This window comes from Stenotrophomonas sp. 3(2025), from assembly GCF_052665395.1.
The window spans coordinates 146,815-164,126 of the sequence record NZ_JBQOIF010000005.1; the positions used below are offsets into that span (position 1 = coordinate 146,815).

At 67.3% G+C, this 17,312-nt stretch carries 16 protein-coding genes; 8 read left to right on the top strand and 8 right to left on the bottom strand.

The window, feature by feature from the left end; all coding sequences use genetic code 11:
• Nucleotides 1-69: 69 nt before the first annotated feature.
• Nucleotides 70-1,998 (bottom strand): DEAD/DEAH box helicase, encoded by a 1,929-nt coding sequence (locus ACUXVE_RS05920; RefSeq protein ID WP_093817723.1) that lies wholly within the window; start codon nt 1,996-1,998, stop codon nt 70-72.
• A gap of 270 nt (nt 1,999-2,268) precedes the next feature.
• Here ACUXVE_RS05920 and ACUXVE_RS05925 point away from each other — a divergent pair, with 270 nt between their 5' ends.
• A complete protein-coding gene (locus ACUXVE_RS05925) occupies nt 2,269-2,490 on the top strand; it encodes an RNA-binding S4 domain-containing protein (protein WP_025877723.1) in 222 nt (73 codons plus the stop codon).
• 15 nt (nt 2,491-2,505) lie between these two features.
• Here ACUXVE_RS05925 and ubiM read toward each other — a convergent pair whose 3' ends face one another.
• The 4 genes from ubiM to ACUXVE_RS05945 all read right to left on the bottom strand — a co-directional run bounded on the left by ubiM (nt 2,506) and on the right by ACUXVE_RS05945 (nt 5,934).
• Nucleotides 2,506-3,684: a 5-demethoxyubiquinol-8 5-hydroxylase UbiM gene (gene ubiM / locus ACUXVE_RS05930; protein ID WP_222390158.1), complete on the bottom strand. Its 1,179-nt coding sequence runs from the start codon at nt 3,682-3,684 to the stop codon at nt 2,506-2,508.
• Nucleotides 3,685-3,764: 80 nt separating this feature from the next.
• Nucleotides 3,765-4,154, bottom strand: a complete 390-nt coding sequence (locus ACUXVE_RS05935; protein WP_025877726.1) for an MAPEG family protein — start codon at nt 4,152-4,154, stop codon at nt 3,765-3,767.
• A gap of 12 nt (nt 4,155-4,166) precedes the next feature.
• Entirely contained in the window at nt 4,167-4,712 is a 546-nt protein-coding gene (locus ACUXVE_RS05940) for a DUF4019 domain-containing protein (RefSeq protein ID WP_445513991.1), read from the bottom strand.
• Between the two features lie 58 nt (nt 4,713-4,770).
• Nucleotides 4,771-5,934: a COG3904 family protein gene (locus ACUXVE_RS05945; protein ID WP_088100442.1), complete on the bottom strand. Its 1,164-nt coding sequence runs from the start codon at nt 5,932-5,934 to the stop codon at nt 4,771-4,773.
• 471 nt (nt 5,935-6,405) lie between these two features.
• On the opposite strand from ACUXVE_RS05945, the gene ACUXVE_RS05950 reads away from it, so the two are divergent.
• From ACUXVE_RS05950 to ACUXVE_RS05960, 3 genes are all read left to right on the top strand, one after another.
• On the top strand, nt 6,406-7,884 hold the full coding sequence (locus ACUXVE_RS05950) for an AlkA N-terminal domain-containing protein (protein WP_445513992.1): 1,479 nt from the start codon (nt 6,406-6,408) through the stop codon (nt 7,882-7,884).
• Nucleotides 7,881-8,372, top strand: coding sequence for a methylated-DNA--[protein]-cysteine S-methyltransferase (locus ACUXVE_RS05955; protein WP_088100443.1), 492 nt, complete (start codon nt 7,881-7,883; stop codon nt 8,370-8,372). The genes ACUXVE_RS05950 and ACUXVE_RS05955 overlap by 4 nt, the downstream gene beginning before the upstream one ends.
• Nucleotides 8,373-8,670: 298 nt before the next feature.
• Nucleotides 8,671-9,936, top strand: a complete 1,266-nt coding sequence (locus ACUXVE_RS05960) for an alkaline phosphatase family protein (protein WP_222390167.1) — start codon at nt 8,671-8,673, stop codon at nt 9,934-9,936.
• 83 nt (nt 9,937-10,019) lie between these two features.
• Here ACUXVE_RS05960 and ACUXVE_RS05965 read toward each other — a convergent pair whose 3' ends face one another.
• Nucleotides 10,020-10,202, bottom strand: a complete 183-nt coding sequence (locus tag ACUXVE_RS05965; RefSeq protein ID WP_025879339.1) for a 30S ribosomal protein THX — start codon at nt 10,200-10,202, stop codon at nt 10,020-10,022.
• Nucleotides 10,203-10,312: 110 nt separating this feature from the next.
• A complete protein-coding gene (locus tag ACUXVE_RS05970; protein ID WP_025879338.1) occupies nt 10,313-10,726 on the bottom strand; it encodes a MerC domain-containing protein in 414 nt (137 codons plus the stop codon).
• 133 nt (nt 10,727-10,859) lie between these two features.
• Between ACUXVE_RS05970 and ACUXVE_RS05975 the strand changes: the two genes are divergently transcribed.
• The 4 genes from ACUXVE_RS05975 (at nt 10,860) to ACUXVE_RS05990 (ending at nt 16,677) form a co-directional block, all read left to right on the top strand.
• On the top strand, nt 10,860-13,058 hold the full coding sequence (locus tag ACUXVE_RS05975) for a TonB-dependent receptor (protein ID WP_445513993.1): 2,199 nt from the start codon (nt 10,860-10,862) through the stop codon (nt 13,056-13,058).
• A gap of 205 nt (nt 13,059-13,263) precedes the next feature.
• Nucleotides 13,264-13,830, top strand: coding sequence for a TetR/AcrR family transcriptional regulator (locus tag ACUXVE_RS05980; RefSeq protein ID WP_025879336.1), 567 nt, complete (start codon nt 13,264-13,266; stop codon nt 13,828-13,830).
• A complete protein-coding gene (locus ACUXVE_RS05985; RefSeq protein WP_025879335.1) occupies nt 13,830-15,503 on the top strand; it encodes an MFS transporter in 1,674 nt (557 codons plus the stop codon). Before ACUXVE_RS05980 ends, ACUXVE_RS05985 begins: the two co-directional genes overlap by 1 nt.
• Before the next feature lie 10 nt (nt 15,504-15,513).
• The gene (locus tag ACUXVE_RS05990) at nt 15,514-16,677 is read left to right on the top strand and encodes an HlyD family secretion protein (RefSeq protein ID WP_445513994.1); all 1,164 of its coding nucleotides are present in this window, start codon (nt 15,514-15,516) and stop codon (nt 16,675-16,677) included.
• A gap of 139 nt (nt 16,678-16,816) precedes the next feature.
• On the opposite strand, the gene ACUXVE_RS05995 is transcribed toward ACUXVE_RS05990, so the two are convergent.
• Nucleotides 16,817-17,302 (bottom strand): Fur family transcriptional regulator, encoded by a 486-nt coding sequence (locus tag ACUXVE_RS05995; RefSeq protein WP_025879333.1) that lies wholly within the window; start codon nt 17,300-17,302, stop codon nt 16,817-16,819.
• Nucleotides 17,303-17,312 lie beyond the last annotated feature (10 nt).

The following is a 17,312-nucleotide window of genomic DNA, read 5'->3' on the forward strand; positions in this document are numbered from 1 at the left end:
CCGCCCTGGCACCATGCAAACAACAACGCCAGCCCGGAGGCTGGCGTTGTTCGTCTACTTCAGCGCGGCTTAGAAGCTGCGCGGGCCACGTGGCTTGTTGAAGCCATCACGACGCGGCGGACGGCTGTCGCGGTCGCCGCCGGGGCCACCCGGACCGCTGCGACGCGGAGCTCCCGGGCCACCCGGACCGCCCGGACCACGCTTGTCGAAGCGCGGCTTGAACGGACGCGGCGCCGGATTGATCTCTTCACCGGCCGCCAACGGGCGCATCTGCAGCTGCTGGCCGGACACCCAGACCTTCTGCAGATGGGTCAGCACGTCCGACGGCATCTGTGCCGGCAGATCCAGCAGCGAGAAATCGTCGTGGATGTCGATACGGCCGATGAAACGGCTTTCCAGGCCGGCTTCATTGGCGATGGCGCCGACGATGTTGGCCGGCTTCACGCCATGCTGGTGGCCGACCGAAATGCGGTACGTCTCCATGCCCTGCTCCGGTGCACCGCGCGGCGGCACGTCACGGCGCGGGCGCTGCTCGAAGCCACCCTCGGCATCGTCACGACGCGGGCCACGCTCGAAGCGCGGGCCGCGCTCGTTGCGGTCGCCACGTTCCGGGCGCTCAGTGCGCTCGAAACGCTCGCGCGGCGCACGCTCTTCGCGCGGCGCGCGCACCGGCGGCTGCAGCAGGAACGGGGTATCGCCCTGCATCATCTTGGCCAGTGCAGCGGCCACTTCGATGGCCGGCACGTTCTGCTCGGACTCGAAACGCTCCAGCAGCTGGCGGTAGAAGTCCAGGCCGCCCTGGCCCAGGGTCTCGGTGATGCGCGAGGTGAACTTGTTGATGCGGGTGTCGTTGACCGCTTCCACGCTCGGCAGCTGCATTTCCTCGATCGGCTGGCGGGTCGCACGCTCGATCTGGCGCAGCATGCCCTTTTCGCGCGGGGTGGCGAACAGGATCGCTTCACCGCTGCGGCCGGCACGCCCGGTACGGCCGATGCGGTGCACGTAGCTTTCGGTGTCGTACGGAATGTCGTAGTTCAGCACGTGGCTGATGCGTTCCACGTCCAGGCCACGAGCGGCCACGTCGGTGGCGACCAGGATGTCCAGCTTGCCTTCCTTCAGCATGGCGATGGTGCGCTCACGCTGGGCCTGCTGCATGTCACCGTTGATGGCGGCAGCGGCCAGGCCACGGGCCTGCAGCTTGCTGGCCAGTTCCTCGGTACCGGCCTTGGTGCGCGCGAAGACGATCATCGCGTCGAACGGCTCGACTTCGAGGATGCGGGTCAACGCGTCCAGCTTGTGCATGCCGCTCACCCACCAGTAACGCTGGCGGATGTTGGCCGAGGTGGTGGTCTTGTTCGCGATGGTGACTTCGACCGGGTCCTTCAGGTAGGTCTGCGCGATACGGCGGATGGCCGGCGGCATGGTGGCCGAGAAAAGTGCCACCTGGCGCTTCTCCGGCAGCTTCTTCAGCACCGCTTCGACGTCGTCGATGAAGCCCATGCGCAGCATTTCATCGGCTTCGTCCAGCACCAGCGTCTTCAGCTCGGACAGGTCCAGCGTGCTGCGGTTCAGATGGTCGATGACGCGGCCGGGGGTACCGACCACGATGTGCACGCCGCGGCGCAGGGCCGACAGCTGCTGGCCGTAAGGCTGGCCGCCGTACACCGGCAGCACGCGGAAGCCGGGGATCTTCGAGGAATAGGACTGGAACGCTTCGGCAACCTGGATGGCCAGCTCGCGGGTCGGGGCCAGCACCAGGGCCTGCGGCTTGATCTGCTGCAGGTCGATGTTGGACAGTACCGGCAGCGCGAAGGCCGCGGTCTTGCCGGTACCGGTCTGGGCCTGGCCCAGCACGTCGCGGCCTTCCAGCATCGCCGGGATGGTGGCAGCCTGGATCGGCGACGGCGTTTCGTAGCCGATGGCAGTGACGGCCTGCATGACAGAATCGGACAGGCCGAGCTGCGCGAACTGCAGCTGCGCTTGGGTTTCTTGGGACATGGGGAACTCCGAAGGCACTGCCACGAGCATGGCAGGCGAAAAAAAAGGGGGCTTCCGCGCTTTGGGCGCCCTTCTTATCGCGTGCCCTGGCGCTGCTCGGTTGGAGCTGAGGTTTTACTCGCTCAGAGCGGAATGATACCGCACTGTGCCTGAACAAGGTGTACAGGAAACCGCCGACACGCCGTTACGGCCCGCCGTGGCGCACAATAGGTGTCCATTTTACCGCCGCGGGCCCTGTCCTGCAGCGCCTGCCCCAGGAAACCCCGTTCCATGCAGATCCTCGAATTCGACCTCGACGGCGATTACGTCGAACTCAAGCAGTTGCTGAAGCTGGCCGACCTGGTCACCAGCGGCGGCGAAGCCAAGATGGTCATCAGCGAAGGCCTGGTGCTGGTCGATGGCGAGGTCGAGCTGCGCAAGGCCTGCAAGATCCGCGCAGGCCAGGTGGTCGAGTTCAACGACAGCCAGATCCGCGTCCTGGCCGCCGCGTAAGTCACCGCGTGGCCGTCAGGCCACGCGCTGGGTCAGGTGGGCGGCAATCAACTGCCGGAACGGTGCCACCCCCTGCGCCACCCGCAACCCGGCCGCCCGCAACAGGCGCGCCGGACGGCGGTCGTCGGTATACAGGCTGGCAATCGCATTGGTCGCTTCATACAGCGGCCGCGCCGCCAGCCGATGCCCGCGCTGGTAGCGGCCCAGCATGCCGGCCGCGGCGATGTCCGCTCCACGCCGCTGCTGCTCGGCGATGCCCTGCGCCAGCCGCTGCGCGCTGGCCAGGCCCAGGTTGAAACCATGTGCGGTGACCGGGTGCATGCCCACTGCGGCATCACCGATCAGTGCCGAACGTTCGCCGACAAAGCGGTGCGCATACACCCCGACCAAGGGATAGGCCTGTGGCGTGGCCACCGGCTGCATGCGTCCCAGGCGGTGTTCGAAGAACCCGCTGATGGCCTCCCCGAACGCGACCTCATCCATCGCCAGCAGCGCTTCGATCTGCCGCGGCGGCAGGGTGATCACCGCCGATGCCTGGCCTTCGTTGAGCGGCAGCAGCGCCATCGTGCGGCCATAGCCGAACCACTCCCACGCTGTGTGGTGGTGATCGCGTTCGACCTGCATCCTGCAGACGAGCATCGATTTGCCGAAGTCACGCATCTGCGCACCGATGCCGAGCATGCGGCGGGTGCCGGAGAAGCGACTGTCGGCACATACCAGCAGCTGCGCATGCAGCTCGCTGCCATCGTCCAGGCGCACCACGTGACCCTGGCTGTCGGCGCGTACCGCCTGCACCTTGCGGCCATCGAACAGGTCCAGCCCATCCTGGCCCTGCACCGCCTGCCAGGCCGCCCGGCGGATCAGATGGTTGGGCACCAGCCAGCCCAACGGCTGGCCATCGACCTGGCTGCTGGCGAAGGTCAGCGCGAACGGCGACCCGCCGTTCAGCACCCGCGCGTCGCGCAGCTCGGCAATCTCGGTCTCGGGCAGGCGTTGCCACAGGCCAAGCTGTTCCAGGCTCTGCCGCGAGGCATGGGTCAAGGCGATTTCGCGGCCGTCGAAGGCCGCCTCGGCCAGGGCCTGGCGCGGCTGTGCCTCGACCAGCCCCACCTGCAGGCCGGTGCTGGCCAGCGCGCGCGCAAAGCACAGCCCGGCCGGTCCGGCGCCGACCACCACCACGTCCATCCTGCGCATGCGCGCCTCCTGCCGTTGATCCAGTCGCGGCCAGCATAGCGCTGCGTGCCTGACCGGCCTTGATCTGGATCAGCTGCGCGTCACAGCAGCGCGAACACCATCGCCAGGATCGCCACGATCGACACCAGCCAGACCAGGCTGCGCACATAGGGCACGCCGGCTGCGTACAGCGGCAGGTAGACAACACGTGCCCAGAAGTAGACCTGCGCCGCCAGCGCGGTGGTGTCGCTGCCACGCCCGGCCAGCACCACCGCAATCGCAGCGGCGGCGAAGAACGGGAAGGTCTCGAAGAAGTTGGATTGCGCCCGCTGCAGTCGTCCAGCCAGGGGACTCAGCGGCTTGGACGAGTCGTCACGTGCGGAGGCGTTCCATTTCATCCCGCGCTCGCGGGTGACCACGGTGGAGGCGGCAAAGATGTAGACGAAACCCAGTAGCATCGCCCACGCCAGCATCGTCAGTTCGGTGGCCATCGTCGATCTCCGTCAGGGGCTGGATGCGCGCAGGCTGTAGCCGGCCAGGCGCCAGGTCTGGTCTTCGTCGAAGCGGAACGACACCAGCTCGCGTACCGGCTGCGCGCTGTTGGCGAAACGGGTCGGGAAGCTGACGTTGATGTACAGGCCCTCGGGCACGGCAGCACCTGCAGCGTATTTCACGCGGGTGATGGTCGGCTGGCCACGCCCGGCCAGCGCGCCAAGACGCGTGCGGTCTGCCGCAAGCTGGCTGACGAAGGCCGCCTTGGGCACTGCGCGGCGGGCAACCGCCGAGGCGCCGTCCCACAGCTCACCGGACCGATTGGCGTCGACCAGTTGCGCAGCCTTCAATGCGGCACTGCCCATTTCCGCGTCCTGTTTCTGCACCTGCGCCTGCTGGGCCGGGCTCAGCGCCGGCGTGGCAGCGGTCGCCGGCTTCGCGGCCGTCGGTGCGCTCGGCGCGGGGCGAGCCGGGGCCGGTGCGGGCGTGGCCGGCGCCGGCGTTTGCGCCAGTGCAGCCAGGGGCAACAGGGACAGCAGCAGGAGCACGCGCTTCATGGACACCGCCGGTTCGATGGAAAGAACCGCAGTCTACGCCAGCGCAGTGAGTGGACCGTCAGCGCGCCTGGACGCTGCCTTCCACCGCGCCCGCCTCGGCCTGCGCCGCCGGTGCCGCCGATGCCGCGGGCAGCTGCTCGGCCACCGGCGGCTGCTCCGGCGGTGCCGGGGGCAGCGTAGCCACGTCGATCTCCGACAGCGGGCTTTCCTCCGGGCACACCGGGTCGGGGAAGCCGAAACGCTGCTTCAGCGACTGGCCACAGCTGTTGATCGATTCCATGTCGGCACCGTCGCGCTTGCACTGCTGGTCGAACGCCACCAGGAACGCATCCTTGCGCTGCACGAAGTCGTCGCCGCAGGTACGCATCTGCTTGATCCGCTCCAGGTCGTCCTGCACGGCGTTGGTCCCGTCCAGGCCGTACTGGCGAAGCTCTTCGGCCGTCAGCAGGCGCAGGCTGCGGTTGGGCACGGTCATCATCAGGTCGGCCACACCCACCGCCACACCATTGCGCTGCAGATAATCCTTCACGTTGTCATAGACCTCGTGCAGCTCGCGGTTGAGTTCCGCACGCGAAGTGGCCTTGGAACTGATGCGCATCATGCGGTGGATGCCGACCTTGCCGGTCAACAGCCGGTTGTCGCCGGCAGCCAGCACGAACACGCAGGCGCTGTGGCAGATCGAGCCCTCGCGCACCCAGATGGTCCAGCCGGATTCGCCGATGCTGTCGCCGGCAACGATGGCCGATTCCACCTGGCCACCGCTGGAATCCAGATCCAGGATGCGCTTGTGGATCTGCAGCTCGTCGGCGACCACGGCCAGCCGCCACATCATCTCGGCAAACCCGGGGTTGATCTTGCCGTTGTAGCGCACACGCAGCAGGCCACGCTCGGCGCATGGCGCCAGCGCCTGCTTCAGCTGTTCGCGCTGCAGGCCTTCCAGCTCAACACCATCGCCGCCGTCGCCGGCGTAATCGGTGGTGCAGCTGACCCAGGCCTTGCCGTTTTCCAGCTGCGCCTGCGGCCAGGGCCGATCAGCCCGGCTGCGCGCCTGTGCCGGCGGAGGCGGCGCATCGGCGGCATTGATCGACACCATGTTTTCACCATCACTGGCCGGGGCTCGCGTGGCCTTGTCGGCAGCAGTGACGTTGCCGGGGTTCTCCAACTGGCTGCAGCCCGCCAGGGCCAGGCACAACAGGGGCAACCAGCGGAGTTTGGCGGACATCGGGCAACCGGATTCAGACAGGCAAGAACCACAGTCTACCCGTCCACGACGCGCATTCAGCGCCCGCCACTGAACCTGTTCTGACCCTCTGACCCTGTCATTTCCCGTCCCAGCGACATCCGACATCCCACACAACATTGCGTGGATCCACCATGTCGACCAAGGTCGACACCCACCAACAGCAGCGGGAACCTGTCGAAGGCGGGGTGGGTCCGGTTGCAGGGGTGTCCGCGGCATGGATGCCGCGGCCAAGCTTACAGGGACGTACTTGCAGCGTCCCCTGCAACCGGACCCACCCCGCCATCCCACGGCTAGCCCGCTGTTGCTGTTGCTGTTGCTGTTGCTGTTGCCCTTGCTGCTGCCCTGGCTTGAAGGCCTCTGCGGGTGCCGGGCGCAGCCCGGCCAGGCCCCTCCAGCATCCATGTCCGAATATGGCGAGTACTACCGCCCGCAGGCGCCTAGACTGGCGCCATGGATACCGCACTCGCCCTCGACACTGCCGCCTGCGATCGCGCCCGCCTGGCCCGTGATGCGCGCTTCGACGGCGTATTCTTCACCGCCGTGCGCAGCACCGGCATCTACTGCCGGCCGGTGTGCCCGGCGCCGCCACCGAAGCCACGCAACATCACCTATTTCCCCACGGCAGCGGCCGCTGCGTCCGCCGGCTATCGCCCCTGCCTGCGCTGCCGCCCCGAGCTGGCCCCGCTGGCACAACAGGCGCTGGCCGGACAGGCCGTGCAGCGTGCCCTGGCGCTGATCCATGCCGGCTTCCTGCAGGACCAGCCGGTGGCCGAGCTGGCAGGAAAGATCGGCCTCAGCGCACGCCAGCTGCAACGCCTGTTCGTCGAACGGCTGGGCGCAACGCCAGGGCAGATCCACGCAACCCATCGCCTGCTGCTGGCCAAGCAGCTGCTGACCGAAACCACGCTGCCGGTGACCGACGTGGCACTGGCCGCTGGTTACAACAGCCTGCGCCGCTTCAATACGGCATTCCTGCAGGGCTGCGGCATGGCGCCTACCGTACTGCGCCGCCAACACCATCCCCTGGCCGCCGACGATGGCGGGCTGGTGCTGCGCCTGGGCTATCGACCGCCGCTGGATTTCCCCCGCATGCTGGCCTTCCTGCGCAAGCGCAGCCTGCCCGGCATCGAACTGATCGGGGAAGACAGTTACCAGCGCGTGTTGGGCACAGCCGAGCGCCCCGCCCTGCTGCGCGTCACCGCCGACCCGAAGCGGCCCGAGCTGCGCCTGCAACTGGGCGCGGTCGACCCACGCCTGATTCCGGACATCGTGCGCCGCGTGCGCCGCGTGTTCGACCTGGACGCCGACCTGCAGCAGGTGCACGCAGCGCTGGGCGACGAACCGCTGTTGGCGCGCGGCATCGCCGAGCGCCCCGGCCTGCGCGTGCCAGGCGGATGGGACGGCTTCGAGGTGGGCGTGCGCGCGGTACTGGGCCAGCAGGTCAGTGTGGCCGCGGCCACCACGTTCGCGCGTCGGCTGGTCGATGCCTACGGTGCGCACCTGCCCGGCATGCCGTCCGAATTCGACCGTCAGTTTCCAGCGCCGGACGCACTGGCCGACGCGCCGCTGGAATCGATCGGCCTGCCACGCAGCCGCGCCGCCACCGTGCGCGCCCTCGCCGCAGCCTGCGCCAGCGGCCAGCTGGACTTCGGGCCGGGGCAGGCACTGGAGGAATTCGTCGCCCGCTGCGTGGCCCTGCCCGGCATCGGCCCGTGGACGGCGCAGTACATTGCCCTGCGCGGGCTGGGCCAGCCTGATGCCTTCCCCGCCGGTGACCTGGTGCTGCAGCAGGTGCTGGGCCACGCACAGGGCCAGCGCCTCAGCGAACGTGCCGCCGAGGCCCGTTCGCAATCATGGCGCCCGTGGCGCGCCTATGCCGTGCTGCATCTGTGGCACCTGTCCGGCACGTTCGTTGGAGAACCCTCATGAACCTGTTGTTCGATCGCTTCGATACACCGATCGGTGAACTGACCATCGCCGGGGATGAGAATGGCCTGGCCCACGTTCTGTTTCCGGAAAACCGCCATCCTGCGCGCGGCCGCGAGCACTGGCATTACGCGCCCGGCGCATTGCCGGAGGCGCGCGAACAGTTGCTGCAGTACCTGCACGGTGAGCGCAGCGGTTTCGACCTGGTGCTGGCACCGCATGGCACGCCGTTCCAGCTGCGCGTCTGGCATGCGTTGGCGTTGATTCCCTTCGGCCAGACCTGGAGCTACCTGCAGCTGGCGCAGCAGCTGGGTCAGCCGACGGCGACCCGTGCGGTCGGCGCGGCCAATGGCCGCAATCCGTTGCCGATCGTGCTGCCGTGCCATCGCGTGATCGGCAGCAACGGTACGTTGACCGGCTTCGGTGGTGGCCTGGAAACCAAGGCAGCGTTGTTGCGGCTGGAGCAGCGACAGGCACCGCTGTTTGCATGAGGGTTGGAGGCAGGGCTGCGCCCTGCACCCGCTACAAGCCAGAGCAACATCAACGTCGACATCAACGTCCAAAGCGGGCTATCCGTGGGTGGTCGGGGCGGTGTCGGATTGATTCGTTCCGGTAGATCCACGCCATGCGTGGATGGAAGCATCCGTAATCTGTCTGGAGAAGAGCCCCCTTGTTGTTCAAGGGGGCGCGCCAAAGGCGCGGGGAAGGTGAAATGCGTGGACACGCCAGCGCGCCACAGGCGCGATGGCGTGTCTTGGGTACGTCATTGCTGCGGATTATCATGGCCGGATGACTTCCGTACGCCTGACCTGCACGCTGGCGCTGCTGCTGCCCCTGGCCGCATGCACCACCACGCCTTCGCCTTCGACAACCATCGCTGCACCTGCCGCGGAGGCGAATACGCCGCCCGCCAGCCCGCCGAAGCTGCTGTTGATCTCCATCGACGGCCTGCGCGCTGATGCTCTGGATCGCGGCCTCACCCCGAACCTTCAGCGGATCATCGACGGTGGTGTGCGTGCGCGCTGGATGACGCCCTCCTATCCCTCGCTCACCTTCCCCAACCACTACACACTGGTCACCGGCCTGCGTCCGGACCACCACGGCATCATCAACAACAGCATGGACGATGCCGCGCTCGGTCGCTTCGCGCTGCACGACCGCACTGCGGTGACCACCAGCGGATGGTGGGGCGGCGAACCGATCTGGGTCGGTGCCGAGAAGGTCGGTGTGCGCACCGCCACCACCTCATGGCCGGGCAGCGAAGCCGAGATCCAGGGCACACGGCCCAGCCAGTGGCGCATTTACGATGCCAAGGAACCGCTGGAGCAGCGTGCGCAGACGGTGCTCGACTGGCTGTCGCAGACCGATGCCGATGCGCCGCGCCTGACCACGCTGTACATGGAGCACGTGGACAAGGCCGGCCACAACTTTGGCCCCGAATCCAGGCAGTACACCGAGGCCATCGTGCATGCCGACCGGATCATCGGCCAGGTGCTCGATGGCCTGCAGCAGCACGCCCTGGCCGACAGCACCAACGTGATCGTGGTCTCCGATCACGGCATGGCGTCGGTACCGGAGGGCCAGGTGATCGCCCTCGAATCGATGGTTGACCCTGCCATCGCGCGCAACGTCAGCGCAGGCCAGTCGGTCGGCTTCGCGCCGGTGGTGGGACGCGAAGCAGAGGCCGAGCGTGCCCTGCTCGGTCGCCACGCACACTACGAATGCTGGAAGAAGGAGAACCTTCCGGCCCGCTGGCATTACGGCACCCATCCGCGCGTGCCGGCCATCGTCTGCCAGATGGATGAAGGCTGGGACGCGCTGACGCGCGAGAAGATCGCCAAGCGCGAGCACGCCGATCGCGGCTCACATGGCTACGACAACGCGTTGCCGTCGATGCGCGCGGTGTTCGTCGCCCGTGGCCCTTCATTCCGGCAAGGCCTGGTGATCGACGGTTTCGACAATGTCGACGTCTACCCGCTGCTGGCACACCTGCTGCAGGTGCCGGAAGCGGCCAACGATGGCAACGCGCAGACGCTGCAGAAAACCCTGCGCTGATCGCGGCGCCATGCCCTGGCCATGGTCAAAAAAAAACGCGGCGCCGAGCGCCGCGTTTTTCTTTGGACCGGTCGGTCGGCGGATCAGCCGGCCTTGGCCACTGCCTTCTTGGCCACAGCCTTCTTCGCCGGAGCCTTGGCCACGGTCTTCTTGGCAACCGGGGCGGCGGCGCCTACGGCGACCTTGCTCGCGGTGTGCGAACGGGCGTTGCCGTAGCTGGCGTTGTAGCGCTTGCCCTTGGCGGTCTTGCGGTCACCCTTACCCATGTCTTCAACTCCTCAAATGTGAAATCTGGTTACCCCGTACTGACACGGGTTCGGCGGGGCCGCCTTGCTGGGCGCCCCCGCGCACGATCGGAAAGCCTACCACGGAGCGCCTAGTGCGCGCAGCTGGCGTCATGCACGTGGCCGTGGTTCAGGCGCAGGTTGACCAGGTGCGCGATGCCGACCAGCAGGCCGCCCAGGGTCATCACCACCGCATGCGGCACCGCGTTGTGGTGCAGCGGGTCGTACAGCACGCCGGCCCACAACGCGACCAGGCCGGGAATCAGGAACGCCAGCGCACGCAGCGCCCCATGCCGCCGATAGCCCCAGACCAGGCTGAACAAGCCCAGCAGGGTCACGAACACCACCAGCGCCTTCTCCACGCCATCGCTGAGCCAGAAGGACAGGCCAAGCGACGGGGCCGCTGCCAACAACAGTGGAATGACCGCGCAGTGCACCGCGCAAAGCATCGAACCGGTGGCGCCGAAGCGATCGAGCAGGTGGCGCAGGCGTGAGGGCAAAGGCATGACTTCCAGCAGGGCGACGAATCGTTATGGAATAATATAACATCGTTTCCCGACCCGCACGGTTCCCCTCCCCCTGTCCCGCCGACGGGATTCGTGCGCCACCCGATTGATACAATGTAACAAAGGACCGCCCATGCCCACCCGTCACCCTCGCCTCAAGCCGCATTCCCTGGCCTTGGCGCTTGCTGCGCTGCTGCCCTCCGTCGCCTTTGCGGCCTCCGACGATGATTCGCATCGTGACCGCCACCTGACCGAGCTGTCCTCGGTGCAGGTCACGGCATCGCCGCTGCAGGGTGATGCCGAATCGCTGGCGCGCCCGGTCGAAGTGCTGTCCGGTGAGCGCCTCGATGAGCAGAAGGCCGGCACCCTCGGTGACACCGTCGCCAAGCTGCCCGGCGTGCAGAGCACCTTCTTCGGCCCCGGCGTCGGCCGCCCGATCATCCGTGGCCAGGAAGGTCCGCGCGTGGCCGTGCTGTCCAACGGCATGGGCAACATGGACGCCTCCACCGTCAGCGCCGACCATGCCACCAGCATCGAGCCGTTCCTGGCCGACCAGATCGAAGTACTGAAAGGCCCGGCTACCCTGCTGTTCGGCAGCGGCGCGATCGGCGGTGCGGTAAACGTGGTCGATGGGCGCATTGCGCGCGAACTGCCGGATCGTCCGCTCAGCGGCCGTGCCGAGCTGCGTGGCAATTCGGTCAACGACGAACGCAGCGGCATGTTCCGCCTGGACGGCGTAAGCGGCAATGTCGTGCTGCACGTGGATGGCCTGGTGCGCAATGGCGATGATTTCCGCATTCCCGGCTACGCGGTGATCGACGGCCTGGAAGACCACCACGATGACCACGACCACGCGGGCGAGGAAGGCGAAGAGCCGCGTCGCGGCCGCCTGGACAACAGTTCCATCCGCACCCGCGCCGGTGGCGTCGGCGCCACCTGGCTGGGCGAAGGCGGCTACTTCGGCGCCTCGGCCAGCACGTACCGCACCAACTACGGCATCCCCAACGGCGCCCACGTGCATGCCGACGGCGATGGCCACGACCATGATCACGACCACGACCATGGCGAGGAGGAGGAAGGTGAAGAGCACGACGTGCGCATCGACATGGTGCAGAACCGTTTCGAGACCAAGGCCGGCATCTACAACCCGGTATCGTTCCTGAAGAACGTCAACGCGCGCGTGGCCTACACCGACTACGAACACGTGGAGCTGGAAGCCGGCACGCCGTCCACCCGCTTCACCAACCGCGGCATCGAAGGCCGCCTGGAAGCGGTGCAGCAGCAGATCGGCGGCTGGGACGGCGCCTTCGGCCTGCAGTTCGGCAACAGCGATTTCGGCGCCAAGGGCGAAGAAGCGTTCGTGCCCGATACCGGAACCAGGAACATCGGCCTGTTCGTTCTGCAGGAAAAGCAGTTCGGCCCGTTCAAGATGGAACTGGGCGGTCGCCACGACCAGGTCAAGCTGGACCCGACCGGCGACTACCGCCGCCGCAAGTTCGACGCCACCAACCTGTCTGCCGCCGGCATCTGGAAGCTCAACGATGCGGTCGACCTGCGCATCGGCGTGGACAGCTCCGAGCGTGCACCGACCAACGAGGAGCTGTACGCCGCCGGTGCGCACATCGCCACCCGTTCGCTGGAAATCGGTGATGCCAACCTGAAGACCGAGCGCGGCCAACGCATTGAACTGGGCATCCACACCCACAGCGAGCGCCTGGACTTCTCCGCCGCGATCTACCAGACCAGGTTCAAGGACTTCATCTACCTGGCCGACACCGGCATCACCGAGAGCCTGCCGGTGCGCACCTGGACCCAGCAGGACGCGGTGTTCAAGGGCGCCGAGGCCGAAGCGCTGGTGCACCTGTTCGAAGGCGGCGCCGGTGATTGGGACCTGCGCGTGTTCGGCGACTACGTGCAGGCCAAGCTGGACGGCAACGGCAGCCGTACCCTGGACATCGCCGTGCCACACGGTGACCACAACCACAACTACAGCGTGGAACTGGCCAACACCGGTTACCTGCCGCGCATCGCCCCGGCCCGTGTCGGCGCCGACCTGCGCTGGGCGAAGGATGGCTGGCGTGCCTCGGTGGGCGCGGTGCGTTACAGCCGGCAGAAGGACGTTGCGCAGAACGAGGAGCCGAGCAACGGCTACACCCTGGTCGATGCGCACCTGGCCTACCGCTGGGACCGCAGCGACAGCAACAGCTACGAGTTGTTCCTGGATGGCAGCAACCTGACCAACCGCGAAGTGCGTCCGCATACCTCGCTGCTGAAGGATTACTCGCCGCTGCCGGGTCGTGGTGTCGCCTTCGGGATCCGCGCGTTCTTCTGATGAGGCATCCACGCATGGCGTGGATCTACTGGAAAGTGCATCCACGCATGGCGTGGATCTACGGGGGGCCGCGTGGCCTCCCGTTTTTTTTGCGCCCCGCCCGCCATCACGCATCCGTCACAAAGATGTGCGTACGACAACAAGCGGACAATCCCGTCGCCATCTGTCTCTCGCCATCCGGACATTTGTGTCCGAAAATGAAGCCATGACCACCCAACGTGCCGATGCCGCTGCCCGCCGAGCCCTCATCCTCGATGCTGCCGACCATGTGTTCGGCCAACACGGCGTCACCGCGCCGCTGGACCTGGTGGTCGAGCGTGCCGAAGTCGGCCGCGCCACCCTGTATCGCAATTTCCCTGACCGCACTGCGCTGATCCAGGCGCTGCTGCAGCGCACGGTCGACCGCATCCGCCGCCAGGTCGAGCAGCTTGGCGACCGCGACGACGCCCTGTTCGAGGTGTTCGAAGGCATGGCCCAGCGCATCGTCGATTCGCCGGCTCTTGCCGATTACTGGCGCGCGGTCGATTCGGACGTGCCGGCCATGCGCACCGCACGCGAGACCGTGCGCGACCTGCTGGAAGCCCCCATCGCCCGCGCCAAGGCCGCTGGCCTGTGCCGGCCCGACCTGGAGAAGACGGATATTTCACTGATCTCGGGCATGCTGGGGGCGGCCCTGCGCGGCAAGACCCGCGATGAGCGCGCCCAGCTGGCCGGGCGTGCCCTGCAGCTGTTGCGCGGGGGACTCCAGGGAGCAGCCAGCGGGGAACGCTGATGGTGCAGCCGTACCTCAAGCCGGTTCCGGATTGGGAGGAGCACGAGAAGCCGACCATGCCCGGTTCGGCATCGATGCCCTGGCACCCGCCTTACCGGCGTGCAGCCTATGCGCTGGTGTCGCTGCTGGTGGCCATCACCGGCGGCCTCGGCAACGCGCTGGTAACGGCCAACCTGCCCTTCCTGCAGGGGCAACTGGCACTCACTCCCACCCAGGGCAGCTGGCTGGTGGCTGCCTACGCCATGGTCAACGTGACCGCCAATCTGCTGGCCTTCAAGTTCCGCCAGCAGTACGGCATCCGCCTGTTCGCCGAGATCGGCCTGGGGCTGTATGCGGCGCTGGCGGTGCTGCACCTGTTCGTCGGCAGTTTCGAGACCACCATGCTGACCCGCGCCGCCAGCGGTTTCGCCGGCGCGGCCTGTTCGACGCTGGGGACGCTGTACATGCTGCAGGCGCTGCCGCGGCGATTCACCGGCAACCTGCTGGTGATCGGCGTTGGCCTGTCGCAGCTGGCGGTGCCGATTGCCTGGATCGTCTCGCCCGGCCTGGTCGATACCGGCCAGTGGCACCAGCTGTATTCGTTCGAAGCAGGACTGGCGCTGTGCGCGTTTGCCGCCGTGGTCGTGCTGAAGCTGCCGCCGGGCATCCAGGTCAAGGCCTTCGAACCGCTGGATTTCCTCACCTTCGCCCTGCTCGCGCCTGCCGTCGCCCTGCTGGTGGTGGTGCTGGCCCAGGGCTACACGCGCTGGTGGTTGAACACGCCGTGGCTGGGCTGGGCGCTGATCGCCTCCATCGTGCTGACCACCACCGCACTGATCATCGAACACTACCGGCGCAACCCGCTGCTGCAGATCCGTTGGCTGTCGACCCTGCCGGTGATGCACTTCATCGTCGGCGCCTTCCTGATCCGCTTCCTGACCACTGAACAGTCCTACGGCGTGGTCAACCTGATGCGCACGCTGGGCATGGGACCGGACCAGATGCGGCCGCTGTTCGTGGTGATCCTGGCCGGCGTGGTCACCGGCATCGCCGGTGCGTCACTGACCTTCGGCCCGAAGCGCCTGATTGCGCAGTTGCTGATGGCGATCCTGCTGCTGGGTGCCGCCGCGTTCTTCGACCAGCACCGCACCAGCCTGGATCGCCCGCACGACTTCTACATCAGCCAGTTCCTGGCGTCGGTGGGCGCCGGCATGTTCATGGGCCCGCTGATCATGCTCGGCATTTCCGCCGCGTTGAAACAAGGCGTGGACCACATGATCACCTTCCTGGTGACATTGTCGATCACGCAGACGCTGGGCGGACTGGCCGGCTCGGCCGTGCTGGGAACATTCCAGCTGCATCGCGAGCAGCTGTATTCCAGCGCGCTGACCAGCCAGCTCGATCCAGCCGACCCGGTGGTGGCACAGCGCCTGCGCATCCAGCAACAGCTGTACGCAGCGCAGATCACCGACCCGGTGCTGCGCAGTGCCCAGGGCAGCGCGCAGCTGGCGCAGACCACCCGCCGCGAAGCCAACGTGCGAGGCTTCAACGATGTGTTCACCCTGAGCGGCTGGCTGGCAATCGGTTTCCTGTGCTGGTTGCTGCTGCTGTCGCTGCGTACCGCAGTACGCAAACAGTGGCGCAAGCGCCATCCTTCCTCCCCCGCTGCGGCTGCGACCGCGGCACCGCGCTGAGTCCACCGTCATGCCTCCCGTCCCGCCCCGTCCAGACGACACCGACGCTGCCGAGAACGTCACCCCGCCGCCACCCACCGACGCGGCACCGGCGGCGACGCCGGCCGCGCCCGCCGCCGCGCCGAAGTACCTCAAGCCGAGTTCGCGCAGCGTGGTGGTGATGGTGGTGGTGGCCCTGCTGGGCATCGCGCTGATCCTGCGCGCCTGGCACCTGTGGCCGTTCACCAGCAGCGTGATGGTGACCGACAACGCCTACGTGCGCGGTCAGATCACGGTGATGGCGCCGCAGGTGAACGGCTATGTGACCGACGTGCTGGTGAAGGACTTCCAGCACGTGAAGCAGGGCGAGCCGCTGCTGCGCATCGACGACCGCATCTACGCGCAGCGGGTGGCGCAGGCGCAGGCCACGCTGGACAGCGCGCGCGCGGCCCTGGCCAATTCGGACCAGTCGCAGGCGCAGAACCGCGCGCAGATTGCTGCGGCGCGTGCCACGCTGTCGGCCGGCCAGGCCGAGCTGCAGCGCTCGCGCAACGAGGCAAAGCGCTACGAGGAACTGGCGGCGCAGCAGCTGGTGTCCATCAACGACCGCGACAAGTTCCGCACCAGCCAGGCCTCGGCGCAGGCCAGCGTGCAGCAGTCGCAGGCGCAGATCCGCATCGCCGAAGAAACCCTGGTCTCGACCCAGGTCTCGCGCAAGAGCCTGGAAGCGCAGGTGGAAAGCGCGCAGGCACAGCTTGAGCTGGCCCGCATCGACCTGGCCAATACGGTGATCCATGCGCCGCGCGATGGGCAGATCAGCGAAGCCAGCGTGCGCGTGGGACAGTACGTAGCCGCCGGTTCGCAGCTGCTGTTCCTGGTGCCCGACGCATTGTGGGTGGTGGCCAACTACAAGGAGGGCCAGACCTGGCAGATGAAGATCGGGCAGCCCGCCTCGTTCTCGGTGGATGCGTTCCAGGGCCAGGTGCTGCGCGGACGCGTGGAGCAGATCGCGCCGGCCACCGGATCGGAGTTCAGCGTGCTGCGCCCGGACAATGCCAGCGGCAATTTCACCAAGGTGGTGCAGCGGCTGCCGGTGCGGATCTCGATCAACGGGAACCAGGAACTGGCGGCGCGGTTGCGGCCGGGCATGTCGGTGATCATGCGGGTGGATACCGCGTCCAAGCCGATGGACTAGGGCGCCGGCCCGGTGGAGTCGAGCCATGCTCCATGCTCGGCTGCATTGTTATGAAATGGGGTCAGATCCCTTTGCCACTGGCAAAGGGATCTGACCCCAATCCCGAGGAAGCCGGCCAGCGGCCGGCACTACCCTCGCATCAACCTGCGCAACGGGCGCAGAGTCCGTGTACTTCCAATGTCTGTGCCTGCGGTTGGAAGCCGAGCTCCTTGGCCCGCTTTTCCAGCTGGGTCACGATCTCACGGTCTTCCAGTTCCACCGCGCTGTGGCAGCTGTTGCAGATCAGGAACGGCACCGAATGGGCCGCACTGCTGGGGTGGTGGCAGGCCACGAAGGCATTGACCGATTCCAGCTTGTGCACGAAGCCATTGGCCATGAGGAAGTCGAGCGCGCGGTACACAGTGGGCGGGGCGTCAGCGCCCACACCCTTGCCGTTGCGCACCCACTCCAGCAGCTCGTAGGCCTTGACCGGCTTGCCGGCCTCGGCGATCAGCTTGAGTACGTTGGCGCGGATGGGGGTCAGGCGCAGCCCGCGCTCGCGCGAGACACGCTCGACCACCGCCACGAAATCCGACGCGTCGTGGACATGGTGGTGCGGGGCCGTACAGGCGGTTTTGGCGGACATGCGCGTTCTC

Coding starts and splice junctions, on each gene's coding strand:
- ACUXVE_RS05965 (WP_025879339.1), bottom strand. CDS start 10,202: ATGGGTAAGGGTGACCGCAAGACCGCCAAGGGCAAGCGCTACAACGCC.
- ACUXVE_RS05920 (WP_093817723.1), bottom strand. CDS start 1,998: ATGTCCCAAGAAACCCAAGCGCAGCTGCAGTTCGCGCAGCTCGGCCTG.
- ACUXVE_RS05925 (WP_025877723.1), top strand. CDS start 2,269: ATGCAGATCCTCGAATTCGACCTCGACGGCGATTACGTCGAACTCAAG.
- ACUXVE_RS05970 (WP_025879338.1), bottom strand. CDS start 10,726: ATGCCTTTGCCCTCACGCCTGCGCCACCTGCTCGATCGCTTCGGCGCC.
- ACUXVE_RS05980 (WP_025879336.1), top strand. CDS start 13,264: ATGACCACCCAACGTGCCGATGCCGCTGCCCGCCGAGCCCTCATCCTC.
- ACUXVE_RS05985 (WP_025879335.1), top strand. CDS start 13,830: ATGGTGCAGCCGTACCTCAAGCCGGTTCCGGATTGGGAGGAGCACGAG.
- ACUXVE_RS05975 (WP_445513993.1), top strand. CDS start 10,860: ATGCCCACCCGTCACCCTCGCCTCAAGCCGCATTCCCTGGCCTTGGCG.
- ACUXVE_RS05955 (WP_088100443.1), top strand. CDS start 7,881: ATGAACCTGTTGTTCGATCGCTTCGATACACCGATCGGTGAACTGACC.
- ACUXVE_RS05940 (WP_445513991.1), bottom strand. CDS start 4,712: ATGAAGCGCGTGCTCCTGCTGCTGTCCCTGTTGCCCCTGGCTGCACTG.
- ubiM (WP_222390158.1), bottom strand. CDS start 3,684: ATGCGCAGGATGGACGTGGTGGTGGTCGGCGCCGGACCGGCCGGGCTG.
- ACUXVE_RS05960 (WP_222390167.1), top strand. CDS start 8,671: ATGACTTCCGTACGCCTGACCTGCACGCTGGCGCTGCTGCTGCCCCTG.
- ACUXVE_RS05935 (WP_025877726.1), bottom strand. CDS start 4,154: ATGGCCACCGAACTGACGATGCTGGCGTGGGCGATGCTACTGGGTTTC.
- ACUXVE_RS05945 (WP_088100442.1), bottom strand. CDS start 5,934: ATGTCCGCCAAACTCCGCTGGTTGCCCCTGTTGTGCCTGGCCCTGGCG.
- ACUXVE_RS05950 (WP_445513992.1), top strand. CDS start 6,406: ATGGATACCGCACTCGCCCTCGACACTGCCGCCTGCGATCGCGCCCGC.
- ACUXVE_RS05995 (WP_025879333.1), bottom strand. CDS start 17,302: ATGTCCGCCAAAACCGCCTGTACGGCCCCGCACCACCATGTCCACGAC.
- ACUXVE_RS05990 (WP_445513994.1), top strand. CDS start 15,514: ATGCCTCCCGTCCCGCCCCGTCCAGACGACACCGACGCTGCCGAGAAC.